We start from the raw sequence: 17,791 nt of genomic DNA on the forward strand, positions 1-17,791 counted from the left end.
ATCATGAACAAGATTGTTGTTGTCGACTACGGCATGGGCAACCTGCGTTCGGTTGCGCAGGCCCTGCGCGCCGTCGCGCCCGAAGCCGACGTCCAGATTTCCGGCGACGCGGCCGCCATCGACGCGGCCGATCGCATCGTCCTGCCCGGCCAGGGTGCCATGCGCGACTGCATGCGCAGCCTGCGCGAATCGGGCGTCGAGGACGCCCTGCTGCGCGCGGCGAAAACCCGTCCGATGATGGGCGTGTGCGTGGGCGAGCAGATGCTGTTCGATTCGAGCGACGAGAATGGCGGCGTGCCCGGCCTGGGCCTGTTGCCGGGCAAGGTCGTGCGTTTCGAACTCGACGGCAAGCTGCAGGCCGACGGCTCGCGCTTCAAGGTGCCGCAGATGGGCTGGAACCGCGTGCACCAGAAGCGTGCCCACCCGCTGTGGGACGGCGTCGCCCCGGACAGCTATTTTTATTTCGTGCACAGCTATTACGCGCAGCCCGCCGAGGCGCAGGACGCCATCGGCGAGACCGACTACGGCGGACAATTCTGCTGCGCGGTCGCGCGCGACAACATCGTCGCCACCCAGTTCCACCCCGAGAAAAGCGCGGCCGCCGGCCTGCGCCTGTATCGCAATTTCGTCCACTGGAATCCCTGAGTTACCTAATCAACCGACTACGACCATGCTGCTGATCCCCGCCATCGACCTGAAAGACGGTCACTGCGTTCGCCTGAAACAGGGCGACATGGAACTCGCCACCGTGTTCTCCGAAGATCCCGCCGAGATGGCGCTGCACTGGCTCAAGAAGGGTGCGCGCCGTCTGCACCTGGTCGACCTGAACGGTGCGTTCGCGGGCAAACCGAAGAACGAAGAGGCGATCAAATCGATCCTGCAAGTCGTGCAGGAGTACGCCGAAGACAACGACCTGGACGAGATCCCGGTCCAGCTGGGTGGCGGCATCCGCGACCTGGACACCATCGAGCGCTACCTGGACGACGGCATCACCTACATCATCGTGGGCACCGCGGCCGTCAAGAACCCGGGCTTCCTGCACGACGCCTGCGGCGCCTTCCCGGGCAGCATCATCGTCGGCCTGGATGCCAAGGACGGCAAGGTCGCGACCGACGGCTGGAGCAAGATGTCCGGCCACGAAGTCATCGACCTGGCCCAGAAATTCGAAGGCTACGGCGTGGAATCGATCATCTACACCGACATCGGCCGCGACGGCATGATGGGCGGCGTGAACATCGAAGCGACCGTGCGCCTGGCGCAGGCCGTCAGGATCCCGATCATCGCTTCGGGCGGCCTGCACAACCTGGCCGACGTGGAAGCCCTGTGCGCCGTGCAGGACGAGGGCATCGAAGGCGTGATCTGCGGCCGCTCGATCTACGAAGGCACGCTCGACCTGGCCAGCGCGCAGGAACGCGCGGATGAACTCACCGAGGGCGCGCAGGCCTGAACGCATGAACCGTCGTCCCCGCGGAGGCGGGGATCCAATGTTGCATGCATCTCGATTGCGCATGCAACCTGGGCTCCCGCCTGCGCGGGAGCGACGAGCTAACCTAGTAAATCTTATGCTCGCAAAACGCATCATCCCCTGCCTGGACGTCACCGGCGGCCGCGTGGTCAAGGGCGTCAACTTCACCGAACTGCGCGATGCCGGCGACCCCGTCGAGATCGCACGCCGCTACAACGAGCAGGGTGCCGACGAGATCACCTTCCTCGACATCACCGCCTCGAGCGACGGCCGCGACCTGATCCTGCCGATCATCGAAGCCGTGGCATCGACCGTGTTCATTCCGCTGACCGTGGGCGGCGGCGTGCGCAAGGTCGAGGACGTGCGCCGCCTGCTGAACGCCGGCGCGGACAAGGTGTCGATGAACACCTCGGCCGTCACCAACCCGCAACTCGTGTACGACGCGTCGCAGAAACACGGCGCGCAGTGCATCGTCGTCGCCATCGACGCCAAGCAGGTCGCGCCCGGCAAGTGGGAAGTCTTTACCCACGGCGGCCGCAACGCGACCGGCATCGATGCCATCGAATGGGCCCGCAAGATGGAAAGCCTGGGCGCCGGCGAACTGCTGCTGACCAGCATGGACCGCGACGGCACCAAGTCCGGCTTCGACCTGGGCCTGACGCGCGCCGTGTCGGACGCCGTCGGCATTCCCGTGATCGCCTCGGGCGGCGTGGGCGGCCTGAAGGATCTCGCCGATGGCGTGCAGGAAGGGCATGCCGACGCCGTGCTGGCCGCGAGCATCTTCCACTACGGGCAGCACACGGTCGGCGAAGCCAAGCGCTTCATGGCGGACCGCGGCATCCCGATGCGCCTCGACTGATTGATGGAACCGACGACCATGGTGACCCCGCCCACCCCCGACGATCCCGGCCCAGCCCTGGCTCAAGAAAGTCCAATGGGACGAGCACGGCCTCGTGCCGGTGATCGCCCAGGAAGCCGCCACCGGCGACATCCTGATGTTCGCCTGGATGAACCGCGAAGCCCTGGCCAAGACCGTGGAGCTTGGCGAAGCCGTGTACTGGAGCCGCTCGCGCAAGAAGCTGTGGCACAAGGGCGAAGAGTCCGGCCACGTGCAGAAAGTACTGGAAATCCGCCTCGACTGCGACGAAGACGTGGTGCTGCTGAAGGTCGAGCAGGCCGGCGGCATCGCCTGCCATACCGGCCGCCATTCCTGCTTCTTCCAGAAGTTCGAGGACGGCGACTGGAACAGCGTCGAGCCCGTGCTACAGGACCCGGATACCATCTATACCCACCCAAAGAAGAAATAATGAGCACGCAACTGGAACGCCTCGCGGCCGTCATCGAATCCCGCAAGCCGGCCAACGGCGGCGACCCGACGGCCTCGTACGTCGCGAAACTGTTCGCCAAGGGCGACGACGCCATCCTGAAAAAGATCGGCGAGGAAGCCGTCGAGACCGTGATGGCCGCGAAGGACGTGCGCGCCGGCGCGGATGCGTCGAAGCTGCTGTACGAGACGGCCGACCTGTGGTTCCATTCGATCGTCCTGCTGGCGCAGTTCGGCCTCACGCCGCAGCAGGTGCTGGACGAACTGGCGCGGCGCGAAGGCATTTCCGGCATCGAGGAAAAGGCGTCGCGTCCGAAAGACTGAGCCCGGCTGTCACGCCGGCGTCATCCCGTATCGATAGAATGTGAGAGAACATGGATAACTGCATCTTCTGCAAGATCGTCGCCAAACAGATCCCGGCCAGCGTGGTGTACGAGGACGACGAGCTGCTCGCGTTCAAGGACATCAACCCGGCCGCGCCCGTCCACCTGCTGGTGATCCCGAAGCAGCACGTGGCCAGCCTGTCGGACTGCACCGACGCGCATGCGCCCGTGCTGGGCAAGATGCTGGCGCTGGCGCCGAAGCTGGCGCTTGACCACGGCATCGCGGTGAAAACCGGCCCGGACGGCGAGCGCAGCGGCGGCTACAAGACGCTGTTCAACGTCGGTCCGGACGGCGGGCAGGAGGTGTATCACCTGCACCTGCACGTCTATGGTGGTCCGCGTCCGTGGCGTGGCCTGGGAACGTAATTCCCTAAAGGAAAGAGGGCATTCCGGCCCTAAACCGCTTATACTGGCGTAGCTTTAGCTTACGCTGATCGGGTTATCGCCCGGCAAGGAGAAAACAATGGGTTCGATGAGTCTCTGGCACTGGTTGATCGTGCTGGTCGTGGTGGTGGTGGTGTTCGGTACGGGCAAGCTGCGCAATGCGGGCTCGGACCTGGGCAAGGCCGTCAAGGGTTTCAAGGATGGCATGAAGGGCGATGAAGACGGCAAGACGCCCGCCAGCCAGACGGCGCAACAGACCGCGCAGCAGGTGGCCGACAAGTCGACGATCGACGTCGACGCGCGCGAAAAAACGCGTCACTAAGCGCGCCGCTAAGCCCGCCATTAATCCGATGCCTGACCCCGCATGATCGATCTCGGTCTTACCAAACTCGCCATCATCGGCGCGGTGGCGCTGGTTGTGATTGGCCCCGAGAAACTGCCTAAGGTGGCGCGCATGGCCGGCACCCTGTACGGCCGCGCCCAGCGCTACCTGCACGACGTGAAGTCGGAGGTCTCGCGCGAGATCGAAATGGAAGAATTGCGCAATCTGCACAAGGATATCCAGGACAGCGCGCAAAGCTTCAAGTCCGAGGTCGAGACGTTCAAGTCCGAGGTCGAGAACACCGTCTCGACCCACATGGACGAGGTCGAGTCTGCCTGGCGCGGCGACACGGCCGTAATGCCGACGACGGCCTCGACGGACGACATCGAGCGCAAGGCGCGCGACTTCCGCCGCAAGAAGCTGGCGAAGACGTCGAGCATGCCGGCCTGGTACAAGAACCGCCAGGGCACGCGCCAGCATGTGCTGTCCGGCGCCGCACGCGTGCGCAAGTTCCGTCCCGGCGCCACTTCCAACACCAAATTTTTCTGATGACGGCCGCCGTTGGGCGCCGCCTCCTAGCGCCAGATGACTGAAGACACCGCGGGCGAAGAAACCTTCATCTCCCACCTGGTCGAGCTGCGCGACCGCCTGATCAAGGCGACGTACGGCATCGTCCTCGCCTGTATCGTGCTGATGCTGTGGCCGGGCCCGGCACAGATCTACGATTTCCTCGCCGCCCCGATGCTGGCCGCGCTGCCGGCCGGCTCGAAGATGATCGCCACCGGCGTCGTCTCGCCGTTCCTCGTGCCGATGAAGGTCACCTTGCTGATCGCCTTCATCCTCGCGCTGCCGTGGGTCTTTTATCAGGTGTGGGCGTTCGTCGCACCGGGGCTGTACGCACACGAAAAGCGGCTCGTGCTGCCGCTCGTGATTTCGTCGTCGTTCCTGTTTATCGCGGGCGTCGCGTTCTGCTACTTCTTCGTGTTCGGCCGCGTGTTCCACTTCATCGGCAACTTCTCGCCGACGTCCATCGCCGTGATGCCCGACATCGAGAACTACCTCGACTTCGTGATGTCCATGTGCCTTGCGTTCGGCGCCACGTTCGAGGTGCCGGTGGTCGTCGTGATCCTCGTCCGGATGGGCATCGTCAGCGTCGAGAAGCTGCGTTCGATCCGCCCGTACGCCATCGTCGGCGCGTTCGTCATCGCCGCCATCGTCACGCCGCCGGACGCCGTCAGCCAGCTCGCGCTGGCCATTCCGATGTGCCTGCTGTTCGAGCTCGGGCTGCTGATGGCGCCGATCTTCGTCAAGGCGACGCAGGCGCCGCAGGAACAGTCCTGATCGCCGCTATTTTTTCGCGCTATTTTTTCGATGTTGCGGCCACTTCTTTTTTCAACACCAGCTCGACCGTCAGCTTCGCACTGGCCGGATAACTCGTGCTGGAGATCTTCTTGAAAAAATAGGCGGGGTCGTCCGGATGGCCGTCGTCGCTTTCGGTCAGCCGGTACCAGCGCACCGTGATGGGCGCGGGATCGCCGGGCCTGGTGCTGGCCACGACGAGCTCGATGCCGCCGGCGCGCGGCGCGACGAAGGCCATGCAGGCAGCGAGTACGACGGTTCCAAGAAGTTTGTTCATCGTGAGTCGTTCGTGAAATCGAAAAACTCAGCATGATACAATTCTTTTTGTTGCGACAAGAATATCGAATCGATGCGCAAGACACTGCTGGCCATCGCCGGGACGATCGTGGCGTCATGGCTCGCGTTGTTCGTGAACGCTGTTACGCTGCCGGTCGTCTTCCTGCATTACTCCGCCCAGGCCGTCGCGCCCGTGACCTATTTCTTCAACGAAGACAACGACATCGTCAAGGATCACCTGGCGCCCGGAGCAAGCATCGAGTTCCGTACCGCCCGCCGTCTCCATGCCGACTACTTCATCGACGTGAGCCTGCCACTCGCCAGCCGCGACGGCGTGGAAATCAGACGGCCGTTCAGCCGCGTCGATGTCTATATCGGGCCCGATACGAAGATCGAGCGCACCGTGGTGAAAACCGACTTCCTGGCACGCGTCGCTTTTGAATGAGTGCTTATTCCACCGTGATCGGCAGATCCCGCCCCTCCAGCGCCACCTGTCCCGCGAAATCCGCCGCGTAGATCCGTAACACGTAATCGCCCGGCGCGAGTCCATCCACTTTCCACGTACCGGGCAGCGCGACGCCATCCTGCAGCGTATTGTTGACGGCATAGGCGAACACGGTGGCCTTGCTGCCGTAGACCGTGATGCCGCTGTTCTCCGCGTACAGCAGTTTTACAGCCTCACGCTCGCGCGGCAGGCGGTCGTAGACCTGCGTGATGCGCGGCGTCTCGAATCCGGCGACGGGGCTGCCGTCCGCATGGAGCAGTTGGTAGCCCAGCTTGTACAGGCCGAGGCGGCGGCGCGCCAGGTTGCCGTCCATCTGGTCGTAGGCGGCGGCGACGATGGACACCGCGCCGAGCGTGCGCGCCACGTGCAGCCGCTTGCCCTTCCTGCCCGGCAGGCGCTGGCCGTTCGCATCGTACAGCGCGATGCTCTGGATGCGGGGCGGCACCGTGTCACGCAGGCCGGCGAAGGGCAGGGCCAGCGCGTTGACCGCGCGGCCGCCGGGGTAGTACTCCATGTGCACGTGCGCCATCGGATTGATGGTGCCGAGCGCGTCGCCGACGGCGAACCGCGTGCCGCGCCGTACGCGCACGCGTTCCGGCTTGCCGTTCGCGCCGCGCAGCACCTGGAAGCGCGGATCGAGCGCATTGCCCTTCGTGTCGCGGCCCACGCGCATGTGGATGTACGACAGCGGCCCGATGCTCATGCCTTCGCCCAGATCGTCGAACGCCCAGTTGGGATACGGATCGCTGACCGTCGCCGGCAGGACCGCCAGCACGCGTGCGCCGACGTCGGCGCGGATGTCCAGGCCCGCATGGAAGTGGTCGCGGTTCTCGCCGTCGTAGCTGCCGCGCACCTCGCCCAGCACGCCGACGACTTCGTGCGGTTCCGTTTGCGGGCCCACGGGCCAGGGCATCGATGCCGCCGCGGGCAGCACTTGCGGCCGCGCCTGCGGGGGCGGCGTGCCCGGTTGGGGCGGGGCCAGCACGAACAGCTGCTGCGCCTGGCCGTCGGCCACCACCAGTGCGCCGTCGCGTTTCACGGCGATGCCGCGCGGCGCATACAGGCGCACGTTGCCGTCGCTGGCATAGCTCACGCCCGCGGGACGGTCGGCGTCGGGCAGGGCGTGGTACTGCCCGCTCGGATCGAACTGGAGGATGCGTCCACCCGCGCCGCTCGCGTACAGGTAGCCGTCATGCGTCAGCGCCAGCGCGACGGGGCGCCACAGCAGCGGGCGCCGCTCGTACTCGGGGGCGCGGGCGAACGTCGTCACGGCGCCGGTCTTGTCGATGCGCCGGATCGCGTTGTTGCCGGTGTCGGCGACGAACAGCATGCCGTGCTTGTCGACCGCGATGGCGCTCGGTGTGTCGAATCCGGCCGCGGTGCCCGTGCCGTCCATGTGGCCGGGCGTGCCGCTGCCGGCCACCGTCGTCACCGCGCCGTCCTTGCCGATGCGGCCGATGCGGTCGTTGTAGGTGTCGGCGACATACACGTTGCCGTCGCGGTCGACGGCCACGCCGACCGGCCCGTCGAAGCCTGCGGCGCCGCCCGCCAGCGTGCTCACGCTGCCGTCGGGCGCCACCTTGCGGACCGCGTTGTTGCGCGTGTCGGCGACGTACAGGTTGCCGAGGCGGTCGATCGCCAGCGCCGACGGCGTGTCGAATGCCGCGGCGGCGCCGACGCCGTCCGCGAAGCCCGTGTGCCCACCGGCGAAGAGGGTCACCTGTCCGTCGGGCGCGATGCGGCGGATGCAGCTGCAGTCGCCGCCGTCGGCCACGAACACGTTGCCGTGGCCATCGACGACGGTGCCGAACGGATCGCCGAAGCGGTCCGGCAGCGGCGTCACGCGTGCGGACCAAGAGGGCCTGGTCGGCGCGTCGGCGGGACGCCAGAACGCGCGTCCCGGCGTCGCGTCCTGGCGCGCGTTGAAGACGTACAGGGCCGCGCCGCCGGCCAGCACGGCGACGCCCGCGAGCGCCGCGACGATCGTGATGCGCTTCACGTGTTACTGCATCAGCTGGCCGATGATCTTCACCGGCGCATTCCCGTAACCGAGGAACTGGTCGTGGAATTGCTTGAGGTCGAAGCGCTCGCCCAGCTGTTCCTTGCGGCGCTCACGGAGTTCCATGATGTCGCTGTAGCCGCTGAAATAACTGGAGAGCTGCACGGACGACAGCTGCGCGCGTTTCCACTTCTCGGCCGCTTCCTGCGGGGTCTGGAACGCCTGGCGCACGAGCAGGTCGATCGCCTGTTCGCGCGTCATGCCCAGCACGTGCACGCTGTAGTCGAGGATCGTGTTGGAGACGCTGCGCAGGTTCCACTTGCACCACATCAGCCACAGCTCCGGCGCGTTGTCGCCATAGCCCGATTCCAGCATCATGCGCTCGCCGTACACGGCCCAGCCTTCGACCATGGCGCCGTTGCCGAACAACGCCTTCACCAGCGACGGCGAACGGTTCGCGTTCATCAGCTGCGTGTAGTGGCCGGGGATCGCCTCGTGGATGTTCAGGATTTGCAGCATCCAGTTGTTGTACTCGCGCAGGCTGCTTTCGGCCTGCTCGGGCGTGAGGCCGTCCAGCGGCGTCACGTTGTAATAGGTTTTATCCTTCGGACGATACGGCCCCGGCGCGTCGATGCTGGCGCCGGCCACGCCGCGCTGGTACAGCGGCGTCTCGCGCACGACGAGCGGCTTGCTCGGGTCGATCGTCACGAGATTGTTCTTGATGACGTACTCCTGCAGTTGCGGGATCTGGCGGCGGATCTCGGGCAGGAAGTTGGCGGCCGTCGTGTGCTGCAGCGAGAGCTTGTCGATCACCATGCCGATTTTTTGATAACGGTCCGCGGGCTTCGCGGCGGCGCCCATCGTCTTGTCCCACAACTGGTCGGCGAGGCCGTCCATGCGCGTGAGGAGTTCGTCGCGCGCGGCCAGGGCCTTGCGATACGTCTGCTCGCCCGTGCTGGCGGACTGGATCTCGAACGCGAATTTTTGCTCGTACAAGTCCTTGCCGATGCGGAACGAGCGCGCGTTCTGCATCTGCACCTGCGACTTGTCGAGGTCCGTCAGGAAGTCGACCCACGCCACCACCGCCGTGCCGGCGTTCGCGATGCGCTGCGCGAAGATCGCCTTCTCCTGCGGCGTCAGGATCGATTCCTGCGCGGCCTTGCCGAGGTCCGCCAGCACGACGAGCGTGCCCGGCGCCTGCTGGATCGCGAGCTGCGTGTGTTCGTGCGTCGGGTTGACGATGGACGCTTGCGCGGCCTGGTAGTACGCCGGCACCTCGGCCAGGCGTTTCAGGATCGTGCGCAGGCGCTGGGCCTTCGCGGCGTATTCCGTGGTCAGGATCAGGTCGAACGCCTGCGCCACGTTGTACTCGGCCGGGTTCCATTCGAACTCGCGGAACGTCGTCAGCTGCCAGCGCTCGTAGTTCAGCTTGTTGAGGAGGACGGCGAGGTCGGTGCGCTGGTTCGGCGACAGTTTGTCGGCGTTCAGCTTGCCGAACTTGTCGAGCCACTCGTCGATGAACGCGAGCTTTTTCGCGCGCGTGGCGGCGTCGGGAATCGTCAGCCTCGCCGCGGCGTCGAACTTGCCGACGTAGATGCCGTCTTCCGGATCGATGCGCCACAGCGCGGTCACGAATTGCATGGACAGCGAGTCCATGTAGCGGTCGTTGCGGTTCTGTGGCGTGGCGGCGGCGACGTGCGCGGCGGCCTTTCGTACCGGCTTGGCGGCGGCTTTGGCCTTCGGCTTGCTCTTGGCTTTGGCCGTGCTGGCCGCCTTGTGATGCGTCTTGGGACGCGCACTCGCCGGCGCCAGTGCGACGCTGGTCAGCAGGACGGCCAGTGCGATTTTCGATTTCATCATGTTCTATCTGCCTGGTTCATGGATGGGCCAGATGGGGGGCGCCAGATTAGCATCATTTGGCCCATTTGCGGGCGTCTGAAACAATACGTCACGCGCGCGCCGTGACGTGATCCGCCGCCAACGCACCCGCAACGGCATGCATCCTCACCCGGTTTGCCACTCTCCGACGGACGGCGGACGCGGGTCCGACGACCCTGCGAGCCCCGCCTGCAGCATGGCCAGCATGTCCGCCGGCGACAGGCGCGCGGCGACGTCCGTCCCTTCCAGCAGGCTGTCGGCCAGGTCGCGCTTGTGGCGGTGCAGGTCGACGATGCCTTCCTCGATCGTGTGGCGCGCGACCAGCCGGTAGATCGTGACGGGCCGCTGCTGGCCCATGCGGTGCGCGCGGTCGCTGGCCTGGTCTTCCACGGCCGGATTCCACCACGGGTCCATGTGGATGACGTAATCGGCCGCCGTCAGGTTGATGCCGACGCCGCCCGCCTTCAGCGAGATCAGGAACAGGTCGCCGTCTCCGGCCTGGAACGCATCCACGCGGCGCTTCCGTTCCTGCATGGGCGTCGACCCGTCGAGGTACTGGTAGCGGATGCCGCGTTCGTCGAGATGCTTGCGGATCAAGGTGAGGTGGTCGACGAACTGGCTGAACACGAGCGCCTTGTGGCGGTTCTCCAGCAGTTCATCCGCGAGGCGCGCGAACGTCTCCAGCTTGCTGCTGCGGATGCCGCTCTCCGGCGCGACGAGCGCGGGATTGCAGCACGCGCGGCGCAGCTTCATCATCTCGGCCAGGATCTGGATCTGCTTCTGCGATTGCGGTGCCTCCAGCGCGGCGATGCGTTCGAGCGCTTCGCGCCGCAGCGATTCGTACAGCGCCGTCTCTTCTTCCGACAGCTGCACCGGCAGATCGACCTCCGTGCGCGGCGGCAGTTCGGACAGCACCTGCGCCTTCGTGCGGCGCAGGATGAACGGCTGCGTGAGGCGGCGCAGGCGCGTGCGCGCCGCCAGTTCCGCGCGCTTGTCCGATGCCTTTTCGATCGGGCCGGAGAAGCGCAGCTGGAACTGGTCGCTTGTCCCGAGCAGGCCCGGATTGATGAAGCGGAACAGGTTCCACAACTCGCCCAGGTGATTCTCCAGCGGCGTGCCGGTGGCGACCATTTTGAAATCGCCCGTGAGCGCCATCACGGCGGCCGAGCGGCGCGTGTACGCGTTCTTGATGGCTTGCGCCTCATCGAGCACGATCGTGCGCCAGCGGATGCCGTCGAACAGCGCGGACTCCAGCTGCAGCAGGCCGTAGCTCGCGACGATCACGTCGAACGGTCCCGCGTCCTTCAGCATTGCGGCGCGGTCGCCGGGCCCGAACAGCTTCATGTTCAGCGTGGGCGCGAAGCGCTCCGCTTCCGCCAGCCAGTTCGTCGCGACGGACGTCGGTGCCACGACGAGCGTCGGCCCGCCCGGCGCGCGCGACAGGATCAGCGCCAGCGCTTGTAACGTCTTGCCGAGGCCCATGTCGTCCGCGAGGCAGGCGCCGACGCCCCAGTGCGCAAGGCGCGACAGCCATTCGAAGCCTTCGACCTGGTAATCGCGCAGCTCCGCCTGCAAGGTGTTCGGCAACTGCGGCCGGTATTCGGCGTTCTCCTGCATGTGCTTCAGGTGCGCGCGCCACGCTTTATCCGCGTCGACGCCGCCCGCTTCCAGCGCCATCTCTTCCAGCGCGAAGCTGGCGAGCGGGTGGAAGCGCAGCGCCTCCTGGTCCGCATCGCTGTAGGCGGAGAGATCCATCAGGCGGCGGTGCAGCTCGTGCGTGAGCGCGAGAAACTGGTTGTCGCCGAGGGCAATGAAACGGTCTTCGCGCACGCGTGCGAGCAGCTCGCGCAGGTCCATCACCTTGTTCTCGTCGACCTGCACTTCGCCGTTCGCGGCGAACCAGTCCTTGTCGCGCCGGATCTGGAGGCGCACGGACTTCGACGTGATTTTCTTCGACACGCGGAACGATTCGCCCTCGGGCCACGCGACGACGACCTTCGCTGCATCCAGTTCCTGCAGCTGGACGACGAGTTCCAGGCAGTGGATCGGCGCCGCGAGCAGCCATTCGCCATGCTCGTCTTCCGCGTGCTCCAGCGCCGGCAGGTCGGCCAGGAGCTGGCGTTCGGCCTCGCGTTCGGCATTCAGGTCGCGGCGCGCTTCCGTGCGCACGCCGCCCACGTCGGCGATCACGCTTTCCGCGCCGTCGCCCGGGCGGAAGTAGGGGCCCGCATCGGGCAGCGGCCGCACCATCACGTGGATGCGCAGGCCCTGCTGGTAAGGCAGCAGGTTGATGTGCAGGCGCGGATCGGCCGTCACTTGCTCGATGTCCGCCGCGCTGCCGCCGATATCCGACTGCACGGTGACGATGGACGAGATGGCGCTGATCGCCTGCAGCACGCGCTTCTCCGCTTCCAGCGGCACTTCGAGCCCGTCGCCGACGATGGCGCCGATGCGCCGGTGCTCGTCTTTTACCCGCACGATGCGCAATCTCGTCGGCGTCTCCTTCGTGACGACGACCTCGCCCTGCTGCTCGCGCAAGGGCGGCACCAGCGTGATCATGACCTTGCCGCCGCCGGCGCGCACGACCAGTTGCGGCTCGCCCGGCAGCAGTTCGATGCGCGTGCCCGGCGCATCCATCCAGAACAGCAACGGGTGGCCGGCCAGCGCGGCCACGGCCTTGTCCAGGTCGAATTCGTAGCGCGTGCCCGTGCCGCTGTAGTAGCGGTAGGCGCCGATGCTGCTCGCGACCTGCACGTCCTGCGCGGTCAGGAAGTCCAGCTCCGCCGCCTCTTCCGCGAGACGCTTGAGGCCCAGCGGACGGCCGCGCGTCCAGCCGCCCTGCACGTCGCGCTTCTGTTCTCTCGGTTCGATGGCGCGGATGCCGAGGTGCGCGTCCCAGCTCACGAGCCACGCGAGACGCGATTCCTTCACCACCTCCACGTTCACCGCGGGCTGCAGGTTGATGAGGGCGTTCAGCTGGCGTTCCCACGGCTGCTCGCGCTCGAACCACAGCGCGAGGTCGACGAAGCGGTGCCGCTGGCGCAGCGCGATCGCCTGCTTGTCGATGCCGACCATGCCCAGCTGCCCCAGCACGGACGCGATCTGCGCCGCGATGAAGTCGAAGCCCGCTTTCCCCGCTTCTTCGAACTGCCGTTCCAGCATGGCGCGCTGGTCCGCCAGCTGCGGCATGCCGAGCCACCAGTGCAGCAGGGCGCGGAACATCACGGGCTGCAGGCTCGTCTCCCAGTTGCGCGACGGGAGCACCTCCGCATCGACCGTGCCGCCGCGGATCTGGCGCAGCATCGACAACTGCTGGTACACGGCCGTATCGTGGCTTTGCACGGCGCGCGTGGCGCTGTCCAGATACGACTCCACGGCCTTCGCATGCCTGGTGTCGGCGCTCCTCAGCAGCGCCGTCACGTACAGATGGCCGCCGATGCCCTCGAAGATGGCCTTGCGTTTGCCCGTCTCGCGCCGCAGCGCTTTCAACGCCTTGTCGAAGCCGGCCAGCGCGGGCTCCGTGTCGCCGCGCAGCAGTTGCAGCACGCTGCGGTAGTACAGCGTCGCGGATTCGTCGAGGTCGACGAGCAGGTCGGCCGCCGCGTCGAGGCGCCCGCACAGGATCAGGTGCTCCGCCAGGGCCGTGCGCAGCGCCATCGATGCGCCGCCCTGTGCCACGTGTTCTTCCGCATACGCGCGGATCGCGGGCGCGCTGGCCGGCTCGCGCTGCGCGTGGTTGACGAGGACCGCGAGCACGTCGTCGCGTACAAGCCCGTTGATGCGCTCCATCAGGTCCGGTTCGAACGGCCGCGCGCAGATGTCGACGAGCGGATGCAGGTACGCCGCTTCGTGGCAGCGCAGGCACGCGGCCAGCAGCGGCGCGACGGCTTTCGGGCCATCGCCGGCGAGCAGGGCGAAACGCAGCAGCGCGACGCCCTGGCGGTAGCTGCGCAGCATGGGCGTGCCCTGCCAGTCCACGCGCAGCGGCGTCACCTGCTGGTAGACCTCGCGCAGCTCGTTGAGCCGGCGCGTGCGCAGCGCCCACTGGATGGCGGGCCAGGCGACATCGGCGGCGATCGTGTAGCCGCGCGACGGCAACTCGCCGACCAGGCCATCGGCGCGCAGGCGCTCCATCGGCTCGGCCAGTTTTTGCTCGCCCGCGCTGGCCTCCAGCGGCGCCAGGTGTTCGTGGATGCGTCGCCGTCCCATCGGCTCGCCGGCCAGCGCCAGCAGCGCGAGGATCAGCTTGCGTTGCTCGTCGCAGGCTTCCACGACCGCGTGTAACACCTCATCGCTCATGCAGGGAGATTCTCGATCTCGACGGCTGGCAGGCTTTCGGGGACCGGGATGCCGAACACGCGCAGATAAAAATACAGCTCCGCTTCCAGCGTGCGCACGATGCTGTCCGCCTTGCGGAAGCCGTGGCCCTCGCCGGCCAGCGTGATGTATGCGACGGGCACGCCACGCGCGCGCAGCGCGGACACCATCACTTCGGATTGCGGCGGCGGCACGACCTTGTCGTCGAGACCCTGGAAGAAGATCATCGGCCGGTGCAGTTTATCGGTGTGGTTGATCGGCGAGCGCTCGGCGTAGACGCGGTCGGCGCTTTCCTTCGGCGCGATCAGGTATTCGTTGTAGTGCGATTCGAACTTGTGCGAATCCGCGTCCAGGCCTTTTAAATCGGACACGCCGTAGTAGCTGGCGCCGGCCTTGAACACGTCGTGGAAGGCGAGGGCGCACAGGGTCGTCAGGCCGCCGGCGCTGCCGCCGCGGATCACGAGGCGCTCGCGGTCGACGAGATCGTTGTCGACGAGGTGCTGGGCGCCCGCGACGCAATCCTCGACGTCGACCACGCCCCATTGACCCTTCAGCAGGTCGCGGTAGGCGCGGCCGAAGCCCGTGCTGCCGCCATAGTTCACGTCCAGCACGGCGATGCCGCGGCTCGTCCAGAACTGCGTCGCCAGCTTCAGCGTGCTGGCCGCCATGCTCGTGGGGCCGCCGTGGCCGATCACCATCAGCGGCGGCAGCTCGCCCGGCTGCGGCGCGAAATCGCGGTTCGTGGGCGGGTAGAAGAACGCGTACGCCGTTCTCCCATTCATACTCGGATAGCGGATGCTTTGCGGGACCGACAGATAGCTCACGTCGGGCAGCTGCTCGATCGAGCGCGCCAGCACGTCGCGCTGCCCGGTCGCGAGATCGATGCCCGCGATTTCCGCCGCCAGCGTGGGCGCGCCGCCCAGCAGCGCGACCGTGTCGCCTTCGATCTTCAGTTCGCTGATCTGTTCGTAAGGCGTGGCGATGGGTGTGAGGTGGCCACTGCGCGCATCGAGGCGTGCCAGCTTGCTCACGCCATCCTCGATGAACGTGCAGACGATTTCCGTGGCCGAGCGGAAGCCGTACATGCTGTTCCCGAAGACCCAGTGCGGGCCGCCGAATTCCGCCGCGCGCGGGCACACGGGATGCACGACGCCGTGCTCGTAGCGGTACAGGTTCCACCAGCCGCTGCGGTCGGACACGAAGTGGAGTGTCCCGTCCGGCGACCATTCCGGCTGCACGATCGCTTCGTCTGCCCCGCCGGCGATCAGGCGGCCGTCCAGCAGCGTGCCGTCGTCGCCGATCTCGGCCAGCCACAGTTCGGTGCCTTGCCACGGCATGCGCGGATGGTCCCAGCTCAGCCACGCGAGGTGTTTGCCGTCGGGGGAGATGCGCGGCGACGAATAAAAATCGTTGCCGTCGACGAGGACGGTGACCGTGCCGTCCGCGCCGAGCGCGCCAAGCGTGTTGTCCGGGTACGTGCCGCCGGCAGAGTGATCTTCGCGCACGCCGATCAGGCGCCGGTGCGCGCGGTCCAGCACGAAGTCGGCCCAGCGCTCGCCGCCGCCCGCGCTGACGGGGACGGGTTCGCCGCTGCCGGCGCGGTCGAGGCGGTAGACGCGGTTGTCGGCGAAGTTCGAGAACCAGATGTGGCTGTCCGCGACGAGCGTGGCGCCGCCGCCGTACTCGTGCACGCGGGTGCGGACGTTGAACGGGGCCGGCGTCAGTTCGTCGACCTGGCCGCCGCGGCGGCGCAGCAGCGTGTTGCGGCCGCCTTCGCTGGCGCGGCCGGCCAGCCAGAACACGTCGCCGCCGTCGAGCAGCACCTGCGACAGCGGCGTGGCGCCGGCCGCGACGACGGCGGCGGTGATCGGAGAGGTCCAGGTGCCGCAGGGCGCGGCCTGTTTGCGGGTGGTGTCGGTCATGGTCGGTTCTGGAGACGGGCAGCGGGAAGACAGCCATTATAAGTGTCTGCCGCGCGGGTGTATGTCCACGTGGATGCGGTACGGGGGGCCAGTGATGCGATAATAGAGGTTTGCCCACTCAACCCGCGAACGGATTGTCAGCCATGCCACAATTTGCCCCGCTCCAGAACGACACCTTCCTGCGTGCGCTGCTGCGCCAGCCGACGGACTACACGCCGGTGTGGCTGATGCGCCAGGCGGGGCGCTACCTGCCGGAATACCGCGCCACGCGCGCGAAGGCCGGTTCGTTCCTGGGCCTGGCCAAGAATCCGGACTTCGCGACCGAAGTCACGCTGCAGCCGATCGACCGCTATCCGCTGGACGCGTCGATCCTGTTCTCCGACATCCTGACCGTGCCGGACGCAATGGGCCTGGGCCTGTATTTCGAGGATGGCGAAGGCCCGAAATTCGAGCGCACCGTGCGCACGGAAAGCGATGTCGCCGCCCTGCGCGTGCCCGACATGGCCTCGTTGCAGTACGTGTTCGATGCCGTGACGTCGATCCGCACGGCGCTGAACGGCCGCGTGCCGCTGATCGGCTTTTCCGGCAGCCCGTGGACCCTGGCCTGCTATATGGTGGAAGGCGGCGGCTCGCGCGAATTCCACACGATCAAGAAGATGCTGTATTCGCGTCCGGACCTGATGCACCGCATCCTGGAGATCAACGCGGAAGCCGTCGCGCAATACCTGAACGCCCAGATCGACGCGGGCGCGCAGGCCGTCATGATCTTCGACTCGTGGGGCGGCGCGCTGGCCGACGGCGCTTATCAACAGTTCTCGCTCGCGTACATGGAGAAGGTCGTCGCGAAGCTGCAGCGTGAAAAAGATGGCGTGCGCATCCCGGCCATCGTGTTCACGAAGGGCGGCGGCCTGTGGCTGGACGCCATGGCCGATATCGGCGCCGACGCGCTGGGCCTGGACTGGACCGTCAACCTGGGCCGCGCCCGCGCGCAGGTGGGCGACCGCGTCGCCCTGCAGGGCAATCTCGATTCGGCCATCCTGTTCGCCGGCCCGGACCAGATCCGCACCGAAGTGGAAAAGGCGTTGGCCAGCTACGGTACGCCGTCCGCAGGCCACGGCCACGTGTTCAACCTGGGCCACGGCATCTCGCAATTCACCCCGCCGGAATCCGTGACGGCGATGGTCGACGCGGTCCACGACTTCAGCCGCCGCCAGCGCGCCTGATGTATCTTCAGGCACCTCGAAAAACCGTCGCGAGCGGCAGCAATGGTGTTCCAGACGCGCAGCTGTACGAAAGTACAGCCGGTCCGCCGTCGCGGAGCATCGCAGGACGCCAGTGCAACGCGCAGCAGGTTTTGCGACGTGCCTGCAGCACGGTGAGCAGGCAATCACACTTATTCACAAAAAATCGGATTCGATCAGCGTGGACTGTAGAAATGTACAGTGCCCGTCCCAATATGGTAAGTGATTGATTTTATTGGATTTAATGCTGGGTCAAGGGCGGCCTGGCGAGGTGCTCCCAGAGGAGTGACCAGTTATCCACCGAAGCTGTCAGCCTATTGTTCACAAAGTTATGCACAGGTTCTGTGAATAATCCGGAAAAGTGCTTGGTTTACCGTGGTTTACGAGTTTTCTTCAAGTGTTGTATCAAGAATTTG

General features: G+C 66.4%; 16 protein-coding genes. 11 read left to right on the plus strand and 5 right to left on the minus strand.

Annotated elements, in window-relative coordinates:
- Positions 1-3: 3 nt before the first annotated feature.
- The 9 genes from hisH (at position 4) to tatC (ending at position 5,219) form a co-directional block, all read left to right on the plus strand.
- Positions 4-645 (plus strand): imidazole glycerol phosphate synthase subunit HisH, encoded by a 642-nt coding sequence (gene hisH, locus ACEN98_RS02330; protein ID WP_413337549.1) that lies wholly within the window; start codon positions 4-6, stop codon positions 643-645.
- A 25-nt stretch (positions 646-670) separates the two neighbouring features.
- Entirely contained in the window at positions 671-1,447 is a 777-nt protein-coding gene (hisA, locus tag ACEN98_RS02335) for a 1-(5-phosphoribosyl)-5-[(5-phosphoribosylamino)methylideneamino]imidazole-4-carboxamide isomerase (RefSeq protein WP_413381112.1), read from the plus strand.
- Positions 1,448-1,562: 115 nt separating this feature from the next.
- Positions 1,563-2,324, plus strand: a complete 762-nt coding sequence (gene hisF, locus ACEN98_RS02340; protein ID WP_413337547.1) for an imidazole glycerol phosphate synthase subunit HisF — start codon at positions 1,563-1,565, stop codon at positions 2,322-2,324.
- A gap of 43 nt (positions 2,325-2,367) precedes the next feature.
- A complete protein-coding gene (gene hisI, locus ACEN98_RS02345; protein ID WP_413385940.1) occupies positions 2,368-2,772 on the plus strand; it encodes a phosphoribosyl-AMP cyclohydrolase in 405 nt (134 codons plus the stop codon).
- A complete protein-coding gene (locus ACEN98_RS02350; RefSeq protein WP_371763189.1) occupies positions 2,772-3,113 on the plus strand; it encodes a phosphoribosyl-ATP diphosphatase in 342 nt (113 codons plus the stop codon). The genes hisI and ACEN98_RS02350 overlap by 1 nt, the downstream gene beginning before the upstream one ends.
- A 50-nt stretch (positions 3,114-3,163) precedes the next feature.
- Entirely contained in the window at positions 3,164-3,538 is a 375-nt protein-coding gene (locus ACEN98_RS02355; protein WP_413381114.1) for a histidine triad nucleotide-binding protein, read from the plus strand.
- A gap of 97 nt (positions 3,539-3,635) precedes the next feature.
- Positions 3,636-3,878, plus strand: a complete 243-nt coding sequence (gene tatA / locus ACEN98_RS02360) for a Sec-independent protein translocase subunit TatA (protein ID WP_056126149.1) — start codon at positions 3,636-3,638, stop codon at positions 3,876-3,878.
- Between the two features lie 42 nt (positions 3,879-3,920).
- The gene (gene tatB / locus ACEN98_RS02365; protein ID WP_056126151.1) at positions 3,921-4,427 is read left to right on the plus strand and encodes a Sec-independent protein translocase protein TatB; all 507 of its coding nucleotides are present in this window, start codon (positions 3,921-3,923) and stop codon (positions 4,425-4,427) included.
- A gap of 36 nt (positions 4,428-4,463) precedes the next feature.
- Positions 4,464-5,219 carry a twin-arginine translocase subunit TatC gene (gene tatC / locus ACEN98_RS02370; RefSeq protein WP_413381116.1) on the plus strand — a complete coding sequence of 252 codons (756 nt, stop codon included), beginning with the start codon at positions 4,464-4,466 and terminating at the stop codon, positions 5,217-5,219.
- 19 nt (positions 5,220-5,238) lie between these two features.
- On the opposite strand, the gene ACEN98_RS02375 is transcribed toward tatC, so the two are convergent.
- Positions 5,239-5,514 carry a hypothetical protein gene (locus ACEN98_RS02375; RefSeq protein ID WP_413381118.1) on the minus strand — a complete coding sequence of 92 codons (276 nt, stop codon included), beginning with the start codon at positions 5,512-5,514 and terminating at the stop codon, positions 5,239-5,241.
- Positions 5,515-5,586: 72 nt separating this feature from the next.
- Between ACEN98_RS02375 and ACEN98_RS02380 the strand changes: the two genes are divergently transcribed.
- Complete coding sequence (locus ACEN98_RS02380; protein WP_413381120.1) at positions 5,587-5,958, plus strand: hypothetical protein; 372 nt, start codon at positions 5,587-5,589, stop codon at positions 5,956-5,958.
- Positions 5,959-5,962: 4 nt separating this feature from the next.
- Here ACEN98_RS02380 and ACEN98_RS02385 read toward each other — a convergent pair whose 3' ends face one another.
- The 4 genes from ACEN98_RS02385 to ACEN98_RS02400 all read right to left on the minus strand — a co-directional run bounded on the left by ACEN98_RS02385 (position 5,963) and on the right by ACEN98_RS02400 (position 16,134).
- On the minus strand, positions 5,963-8,017 hold the full coding sequence (locus ACEN98_RS02385) for a gluconolaconase (protein WP_413381122.1): 2,055 nt from the start codon (positions 8,015-8,017) through the stop codon (positions 5,963-5,965).
- 3 nt (positions 8,018-8,020) lie between these two features.
- Positions 8,021-9,877, minus strand: coding sequence for a DUF885 domain-containing protein (locus ACEN98_RS02390; protein ID WP_413381124.1), 1,857 nt, complete (start codon positions 9,875-9,877; stop codon positions 8,021-8,023).
- A gap of 144 nt (positions 9,878-10,021) precedes the next feature.
- The gene (locus ACEN98_RS02395) at positions 10,022-14,194 is read right to left on the minus strand and encodes an SNF2-related protein (RefSeq protein ID WP_413381126.1); all 4,173 of its coding nucleotides are present in this window, start codon (positions 14,192-14,194) and stop codon (positions 10,022-10,024) included.
- Positions 14,191-16,134, minus strand: coding sequence for a prolyl oligopeptidase family serine peptidase (locus tag ACEN98_RS02400; protein ID WP_413381128.1), 1,944 nt, complete (start codon positions 16,132-16,134; stop codon positions 14,191-14,193). The genes ACEN98_RS02395 and ACEN98_RS02400 overlap by 4 nt, the downstream gene beginning before the upstream one ends.
- Positions 16,135-16,277: 143 nt before the next feature.
- On the opposite strand from ACEN98_RS02400, the gene hemE reads away from it, so the two are divergent.
- Entirely contained in the window at positions 16,278-17,357 is a 1,080-nt protein-coding gene (gene hemE, locus ACEN98_RS02405) for a uroporphyrinogen decarboxylase (protein WP_413381130.1), read from the plus strand.
- Positions 17,358-17,791: the final 434 nt, after the last annotated feature.

This window comes from Massilia sp. CT11-137 (assembly GCF_047302885.1).
Classification (GTDB): Bacteria; Pseudomonadota; Gammaproteobacteria; order Burkholderiales; family Burkholderiaceae_D; genus Telluria; species Telluria orientalis.

Bases quoted from the DNA above. Each gene is read 5' to 3' on its own strand.
- ACEN98_RS02375 (WP_413381118.1), bottom strand. From the start codon at position 5,514: ATGAACAAACTTCTTGGAACCGTCGTACTCGCTGCCTGCATGGCCTTC.
- ACEN98_RS02390 (WP_413381124.1), bottom strand. From the start codon at position 9,877: ATGATGAAATCGAAAATCGCACTGGCCGTCCTGCTGACCAGCGTCGCA.
- ACEN98_RS02400 (WP_413381128.1), bottom strand. From the start codon at position 16,134: ATGACCGACACCACCCGCAAACAGGCCGCGCCCTGCGGCACCTGGACC.
- hisH (WP_413337549.1), top strand. From the start codon at position 4: ATGAACAAGATTGTTGTTGTCGACTACGGCATGGGCAACCTGCGTTCG.
- tatA (WP_056126149.1), top strand. From the start codon at position 3,636: ATGGGTTCGATGAGTCTCTGGCACTGGTTGATCGTGCTGGTCGTGGTG.
- hisA (WP_413381112.1), top strand. From the start codon at position 671: ATGCTGCTGATCCCCGCCATCGACCTGAAAGACGGTCACTGCGTTCGC.
- tatC (WP_413381116.1), top strand. From the start codon at position 4,464: ATGACTGAAGACACCGCGGGCGAAGAAACCTTCATCTCCCACCTGGTC.
- tatB (WP_056126151.1), top strand. From the start codon at position 3,921: ATGATCGATCTCGGTCTTACCAAACTCGCCATCATCGGCGCGGTGGCG.
- hemE (WP_413381130.1), top strand. From the start codon at position 16,278: ATGCCACAATTTGCCCCGCTCCAGAACGACACCTTCCTGCGTGCGCTG.
- ACEN98_RS02380 (WP_413381120.1), top strand. From the start codon at position 5,587: ATGCGCAAGACACTGCTGGCCATCGCCGGGACGATCGTGGCGTCATGG.
- ACEN98_RS02395 (WP_413381126.1), bottom strand. From the start codon at position 14,194: ATGAGCGATGAGGTGTTACACGCGGTCGTGGAAGCCTGCGACGAGCAA.
- ACEN98_RS02355 (WP_413381114.1), top strand. From the start codon at position 3,164: ATGGATAACTGCATCTTCTGCAAGATCGTCGCCAAACAGATCCCGGCC.
- hisF (WP_413337547.1), top strand. From the start codon at position 1,563: ATGCTCGCAAAACGCATCATCCCCTGCCTGGACGTCACCGGCGGCCGC.
- ACEN98_RS02350 (WP_371763189.1), top strand. From the start codon at position 2,772: ATGAGCACGCAACTGGAACGCCTCGCGGCCGTCATCGAATCCCGCAAG.